The sequence below is a fragment of the Deinococcus rhizophilus genome (assembly GCF_030271215.1).
Lineage (GTDB): Bacteria > Deinococcota > Deinococci > Deinococcales > Deinococcaceae > Deinococcus > Deinococcus rhizophilus.
The window spans coordinates 1-7,129 of the sequence record NZ_JASNGB010000156.1; the positions used below are offsets into that span (position 1 = coordinate 1).

General features: G+C 73.2%; 5 protein-coding genes and 1 pseudogene. 5 read left to right on the forward strand and 1 reads right to left on the reverse strand.

Features of this window, described 5'->3' with window-relative positions:
* Positions 1-90 precede the first annotated feature (90 nt).
* From QOL99_RS13440 to QOL99_RS13450, 3 genes are all read left to right on the forward strand, one after another.
* Positions 91-717 (forward strand): HAMP domain-containing protein, encoded by a 627-nt coding sequence (locus QOL99_RS13440; RefSeq protein WP_456318862.1) that lies wholly within the window; start codon positions 91-93, stop codon positions 715-717.
* A gap of 29 nt (positions 718-746) precedes the next feature.
* Positions 747-1,442, forward strand: a complete 696-nt coding sequence (locus tag QOL99_RS13445; protein WP_285524559.1) for a GGDEF domain-containing protein — start codon at positions 747-749, stop codon at positions 1,440-1,442.
* Between the two features lie 238 nt (positions 1,443-1,680).
* Complete coding sequence (locus tag QOL99_RS13450; protein WP_285524561.1) at positions 1,681-2,529, forward strand: MBL fold metallo-hydrolase; 849 nt, start codon at positions 1,681-1,683, stop codon at positions 2,527-2,529.
* A 40-nt stretch (positions 2,530-2,569) separates the two neighbouring features.
* On the opposite strand, the gene QOL99_RS13455 is transcribed toward QOL99_RS13450, so the two are convergent.
* Complete coding sequence (locus QOL99_RS13455; RefSeq protein WP_285524563.1) at positions 2,570-5,011, reverse strand: NHL repeat-containing protein; 2,442 nt, start codon at positions 5,009-5,011, stop codon at positions 2,570-2,572.
* Between the two features lie 113 nt (positions 5,012-5,124).
* On the opposite strand from QOL99_RS13455, the gene QOL99_RS13460 reads away from it, so the two are divergent.
* Together QOL99_RS13460 and QOL99_RS13465 are read left to right on the forward strand one after the other, a co-directional pair.
* Positions 5,125-6,381 carry a hypothetical protein gene (locus tag QOL99_RS13460; protein WP_285524564.1) on the forward strand — a complete coding sequence of 419 codons (1,257 nt, stop codon included), beginning with the start codon at positions 5,125-5,127 and terminating at the stop codon, positions 6,379-6,381.
* A 306-nt stretch (positions 6,382-6,687) separates the two neighbouring features.
* A pseudogene (locus QOL99_RS13465) lies at positions 6,688-7,129 on the forward strand (N-acetylmuramoyl-L-alanine amidase); the annotation flags it as partial.

Below are 7,129 nucleotides of genomic sequence, written 5' to 3' on the forward strand. Positions count from 1 at the left end.
CTGCGGGGGCAGGAGACGGAGGCGCTGGCCCGCCTGCAGGACCTGCGCCGCACGCTGCTGGACTACGGGACCGCGGTGATCGCCCTGTCGGTGCTGGGCGGCCTGCTCGCGGCGGCCCTGGTCTCGCGCAGTTACCGCCGGGTCGGCCTCGCCGCCGAGCGGCTCGCGCAGGGCGAGGGGGACGTGCAGCTCTCGGACCGGGGCCCGCAGGAGGTCCGCTCGCTCTCGGCGGCCTTCAACCGCATGAGCGAGCAGCTTGGGGCCGCGCAGCGAGAGGCCCAGGGCCGCGCCGCCGACCTCGCGGCCCAGAACGCGCAGATGGGGGCGCTGGGCGACCTCAGCGACTGGCTGCAGGCGGCGCGGGGCCTGGAGGAAGGCGGGCAGATTCTGGCCCGCGCCCTGCCCACGCTGCTGCCCGGCACGCGCGGCTCGCTCGCCACCCACAACGCCTCTCGCAACCTGCTGGTGCCGCTGCTGACCTGGGGAGACGAGGCGGGGTCGGGCGGCGCTCCCGACGGTTGCTGGGCGCTGCGCCGGGGCGAACCGCGCTGGCCGCAGGACTCGGGCTTCGCGCCCGCCTGCCTGAGCGGGCCGGGCGGCGGCGGGTATGTCTGCGTGCCGCTGTTCTCGCACGGGGAGACGCTGGGCATCCTGCGGGTGCGCCCTGAAATTGAGGGGCAGTCCCTCCCCGCCGAACNTTCGCGCCCGCCTGCCTGAGCGGGCCGGGCGGCGGCGGGTATGTCTGCGTGCCGCTGTTCTCGCACGGGGAGACGCTGGGCATCCTGCGGGTGCGCCCTGAAATTGAGGGGCAGTCCCTCCCCGCCGAACTGCGCGAGACATTGCCCGCCGTGGCGCGGCAGGTGGCGCTCGCGCTCGCGGGGCTGCGACTGCAGGAGCGGCTGCACCAGCAGGCCATCCGCGATCCCCTCACGGGGCTGTTCAACCGCCGCCATCTGGAAGAAGCGCTGGCCTCCGCCGGAGCGCACGCCGCCGCCACCGGCGAGCCGCTCTCGCTGATCGCCCTCGACGTGGACCACTTCAAGCGCTTCAACGACACCTTCGGGCACGAGGCCGGGGACGCTGTTCTGGTGCGGGTGGGGGCGGCCCTGCGCGACCTCGTGCCCCCCGGCGCGGTGCCCGCCCGGCCCGGCGGCGAGGAATTTACCCTGCTGCTGCCGGGGCTGGACACGGGGGCCGCCGCTGAACTCGCCGAGCGCCTGCGCGAGACCGTCGCGGGCTGGAGCCTCAGCCACGCGGGCATGGCGCTGGGGCAGGTCACCGTCTCGCTGGGGGTCGCGGCCCTGGGGGTCCATGCCCCCGCTCCCGACGGCCTGCCCCGCGTGGCGGACGAGGCCCTGTACGCGGCGAAGGCCGCTGGACGCAACCGGGTGGTGATCGCGCGGGGAGCGGAGGCGGGTTCGCCCGGGGTCCTCGCCTACTGAGGGCCTCTTCCGCAAGGGATGACCCGCCAAGCGGCTTGCAGAGGGAGAAAAAGCCCCTGCCCACCGCGAGGTCAACGACCCTGCCGGGCCTGAGGCTGCCCGGCGTAGACGTCCTGACAGTCCGTCCTCTTCACGCTCCGGCCCGTTGGCGTCATGGGGCCGTCCTTGCCCCGGCTCCCGGCCCCGGCTTCCGGCGGCTGGGGCTGGGCGGGCGTGAAGGGCCGCTACACTCCCCCTCATGTCCTGGATCAAACACCTGCGGGTCGGCGAGGCCGACGTGTATTCCCTCACCGACGGCCAGTTCCGGCTCGACGGCGGCGCGATGTTCGGCAGCGTGCCCAAAGTGCTGTGGGAGCGCGTCTCGCCCGCCGATGACCTCAACCGCATCCGCCTGCGCATCAACCCCCTGCTGATTCGCCTGGGTGGGGAGAACATCCTCGTCGAGACGGGCTTCTGGGATGGGGGCGGCGAGAAGTTCGAGGGAATGTACGCCCTCGACCGCGACGAGACGGTCTTCCGGGGCCTCTCGGAAGTCGGCCTGACGCCCGGCGACATCGGTCTGGTGATCAACACCCACCTGCACTTCGACCACGCCGGGCGCAACGTGACCCCGGCGGGCGAGCCGACCTTTCCCAACGCCCGCTACGTCGTGCAGCGGCAGGAGCTTCACGACGCGGCCCACACCCACGAACGCAGCCGCGCGAGCTACGTCGCCGGGTACATCGAGCCGCTGCGCGACGCCGGGCTGTACGAGGTCGTCGACGGCGAGCACGAGGTGCGCCCCGGCCTGAGCGTGCTGCCGCTGCCGGGGCACAACCTCGGGCAGCAGGGGGTGGTGCTGCGCTCGGGCGGGGGGACGCTGGTGTACGCCGCCGACCTCGTGCCCACGCTGGCGCACGTGCCCTACCCGTATGTCATGGGCTACGACCTCTACCCGGTGACCACGCTGGAGACGCGCAAGCGGTACTACGGCGAGTGGTACGAGTCCGGCGCGATTCTCTGCACCCCGCACGACCCCGACGTGGCCTTTGCCCGGCTGGAGCAGGGGAGGAAGGGGGGCTTCGTGGGCGTGGCGCTCAACGAGTAACCCCCTCCGGGGTGGAGGGGGCCGGGAGGGAGGGGAGGGCTCAGCGCAGGATGGAGAGGTAGCTCTGGCGGGTGCCGCTGCCGTCGTAATCGCCCGTCAGGAAGGCGAGACCGCCACCGTTCAGGGGGACGCCCGCCGGAACCTCCCCGAGCTGGACGCGGGTGGCCTTGCCCGTGCGGGCGTCGATCCGGAAGACGCTGGTGTAATCGGCGCCCCACAGCACGTCCGGGTTCTGGCGGTCGAAGCCGAACAGGCGGTCGACCCGCAACTCGCCAAAGGTCGTGACACTCCCGTCGGCGTTCAGGCGCTTGAGCGTCCCGTTCTGGGTCAGCCACACGGTGCCGGGGGCGCTGATCGCCACGCTGCCGCCCTGTTCGGAGACCTCGGCGCCGAGGGGCGTGACGGTGCCCGCCTGGGGGTCGATCCGCAGCGCCGCGCTGGTGTAGGCGGGCAGGTAGGCCAGCACCCGGCCGTCGCCGTTCGCCACCAGCCGTCCGCCCTGCTGGCCGTAATCGCGCGTGTCGTCCACGACGACGGTCTCGCCCGCCCCGCTGCCCGCGCCGGGGGTCCAGCGGGCCAGCGTGCTGCGGAAGCCGCCAGTCCCGACGACCGTGCGCTGCACGAACCACACCCGGCCCTGGGCGTCGGCCACGCCCGAGGACAGGCCAGCCGGACGGGGCATCAGCGTGACCTCGCCTGCCGCCGTGAGGCGGGCCACCCGGTCGTCGCTGCCCAGCGCCAGCACGTCCCCGTCCGGCAGCGCGATCAGGCTCCCGACCGCGAATGGCACGGTCGCCTTCGCCCCGGACTGGAGGCCCACGTAGCGGGTCAGCTCGGTACGGTAGCCCGAGGTGGCGGGGTCGAAACCGCCCGCACCTGTCAGCCAGACGCCGTCGCCGGAGGGGGCGAGCTGGCCCGCCGACCCGACCGCCGTGCGGGCCGGGCGCACCGTGAGCTGCACGGTGTTCGGTCCCTGGGGAGGTCCGGCCTGCGGCGAGGACACCCGCACGGTCGTCGTGCCGGGCGCGGCGTCTGCGGCCACCGTGAGCGGAATGGTGACCGTGGTGGTCGTGCCCGGCGTGACCTGCGCGGTCACGGGTTGGGCGGTCACGCCCGCCGGGAGGTCGCCCACCGTCAGCGTCACGCTGCCGCTGAAGCCTTCCACGCTGCTCACGTTGACCTTCAGCCCGGCAGTGGTGCCGGGGGAGAGGAACAGGCCGCCCATCTGCTCGGTCGCCACGGTCACGCTGACGCTGGGGGCGATGACCCGCAGGCTGGGCAGGGTGCCGCTGCCGACCACCAGGCCGCCCTGTTTCACGACCACTTCGAGGGGACCGCTGTACGCCGGAGCGCCCGCCGCTGCCGTGAAGGTCAGGGGTGTCGTCACCGCCTGCGCGGAGAGGCGGGCCAGCGCCGATCCAGCCGCCGCGCTCTGCGCTTCCATGCTCTGGGCCCCCAGCGCGGGCAGGGTGAGGGTCGAGGGCGTGACCGTCACGCCGGGCACCTTCGTCTCCAGAGTGACCGCGCCGCTGATGCCGCCGACCTGCACGAAGGTCGCCTCGCGGCTCACCGACTCCCCGGCCCGCAGGGTGATCTCGGAGAAATCCTTGAACAGGACGTCTACCTGCTCGGCCTCGCGCTCGAAGACGAGGCTGACGCGGGTGCCGGGAGCCACGCTGCGGAGGCGGAGCGGCTGTCCCCCGGTGCCCGCTTCCTCGCTGATCGCGTTCCAGCCCTGGGTCAGCGTGAGGTCGAGGTCGAGCGTGGTACTTCCGCAGGTGGCAGTGCCCCTGATGGTGGCGGCCCGCGACGAGTACAGCCGCATGACCCGCCGCCCGTCCGCCGCCCGCTCGGTCACGGTGCCCAGCAGGTCTCCCTGTGCGCCGAAGACCCCGATCTGGGCCGACTCGACATCGACATCCGCTACGCTGCGTTCACCGTCAAAGGGGCAACTGCCCAGCAAGGGCACGAGTTCGGGCGGCGTGGGCAGCGCTCCATCGACCGCCCCCGCCGCCGTCACGGTGGCGGGCGTCAGGCTCAGCAGGGTGTCGCTCCGGCGGAAATAGGCCGACACTCTCCCTGTCCCGAAGGTCCACCCGCTGAGGGTGCCCTGAAGCCGGGCGGGGTCCAGCGCTGCGCCGGGCTGCGCGGCGGCGCGGTAGGTCAGGGTGACCGTCTTGTCGCCGCCCAGCGTGATGACCTCGGCGGCGGGGGTGACATACCCGTTCACCGCGCCGCCCTCCACCCGGAAGACCTCCCCGGCCTTGAGGGTCAGCGTCTTGCTGCCGGTGACCGGGCCGCTGAACGCCTGGGCCTTCGTGGCGTCGTTGACGACGGTGACGGGAGCCTGCGGGACACCCTCGACCTTCACGGTCAGGGCAAAGGTCTGGGGGGGCTGGGGCCGCTCCTGTCCGGGGCCGGGACAGGCGGTGAGCAGGACGGTGAGGCCGACGAGGGCAGCGGACAGCGGAAGCTTCTTCATGAACGCTCAGAATTATAAGGCTTGGGGGCTGTACGTGCCTGACGGTCGCCTGATGGCTCCGGGTTCATGAAGCTTCGGGCCTCCACCCGGTCGCCATGTGCTTCCCTGTGGCTATGGGTGAAGCGAAACGACGCAAGGAACTGGGCCTGATGCCGACCACCTTTCCGGTCGAGGTGCGGGCGGCGGGGGGCGAGGTCACGCTGACGGGCGGTCCCGACGACCCCGCCGTGCGCGGGCGGCTGCTGGAGGCCCTGCGCTCGGCGCTGCCGGGTGGAGGGGCCTGGGAGCAGGGCTACCGCCAGATCCACCTGATGATGGGCCGGGGCACCGAGGCGGTCGCCACCCCCGAGGACTTCGCGGCGATCCCGGTGCCCGCGCACCAGCGCCTGACGGGTGACCTCGTGCTGAACGCCCGCTCGACCCCGGAGACCGCGCTGCTGCTGGGCGAGGGGGCCTTCCTGCGGGTGCGGAGCTCCGAGACCTCGCACGACGGGAACACCTGGGAGCCGCTCGCGCTGCCGGACAACGGCATGGAGCAGCTGCTGCGGCATCCGCTGGCCCGCGAGCGCGGTCCCCTGCTGGGCACCCTGACCGCCGAACACTGGCGCGAGGGCCGCATCGACCTCGACGCCGAGCCGCCCGAAGCGCTGCTGGAACCGCTGGAGAACCTGATCCGCGAGTGGGACGGCGAGGGCGACGACTGGACCCGGCGTCACCTCGACCTGCTGGACGGCGACCCGGACAGGGACGCGGCGCCGCAGGCCGTCCGCACCCAGCTGGAGCTGCGCGGCCTGCCGCTGCTGCCCTCGTCTGCCAACCAGCCCCACGCGGCCGTGGGTGAGGGTGAGGACATGCTGGCGGTCTACCTCTCGCCGCTGGCCTACACCCTCGACGGCGAGGACTGGCTTCCCTACGACGGCGCGGAGGCAGACTCGCCCGGGTCTTCCCAACTCGGGGACCTGCTGACCCAGATGCTCGACGTGCAGACGGTGCCCGTGACCGTGTGGAACGACGGGCGGGTGGAGTGGCCGGAGGGCGACGTGCCGGAGGAACAGGCCGACCGGGTGCGGGGCGACCTGCGCTCGGCGACCGGGGCGGGCGACCCGGCGGCGTGGGCCGAGTGGACGCGCACCCTCCTCGCGGAGACCTTCATGGACGAGGCCCCGGACCTCCGGACGCGCGGGAGCCTGCCTGCCGTGCAGGGCGTGCGGCTGGACCTTCCCACCGACAGCCTGACGGACCCCGACGACCCCGCGCAGTACTTCATCGAGTCGGAGGTGACCTTCGACGGCCAGACGTGGCGCGACCTCTACGCCGAGGAGTTGCCCGACGAACTGCGGGAGGGCGGGGCGGGCAGCGCGGCGAACTGATACGGATTCCGATTGAACAGTTTGTGTGACTGCTCAATCCGAGCAGAGCGAGTAGGAAAAAACGGTCCCCCCCCCGCTGGCCGCGTCACCTCCCCGGTGGGCGCGGCCCCGCGCTGTCCCGGGCGTGGCGAGTCACCCACACGACCAGCCACAGGTCGCCAGCCACAGGCCACCAGTCACAGGCCCCCCAGCAGCAGCGCGAGCAGAGGAACAGCAGTTCAAAGGGGCCGACGGGAGGGGTGGGCCAGCGTCTCCCACTCCCGCGTCCCTTCATCCTGCGGGTGCCGCGCCGTGCTAGACCGGCCCATGCGCCGCCTGCCCCGCCGTGCCCCCGCCCTGGCCGCCGCCCTGCTGGGTTCATCCATGGGTTCGGCGGCCCTCGCCGCGCCGGACATCTTCGTCGCCTACCCGCCGCCGGGCCACCGGGTCGCCTCCGACCACGTGCTGCTGGAGGGAAGCGTGCCCGCCGGGGCGACCCTGCGAATCGGCGGCCGGGCGGCGGAGGTCGGGCCGGACGGCCTGTTCATCCTGTGGTGGCCGCTGCGGGTCGGCACCCAGGACCTGCGGCTGGTCACGACCCTGCGCGGCGAGACGGGCACCCGCACCCTGCGGGTCACACGCACGGCGCGAACCGTCCTGCCTGCTGCGCCGACCGCCCTCACTGCGGCGAGCGTGCAGCCTGCCCACGACCACACCTTCTGGGACGCCGCCGGGGACAGCGGGACCGAGCGCACCGTCCCGGTGGCCT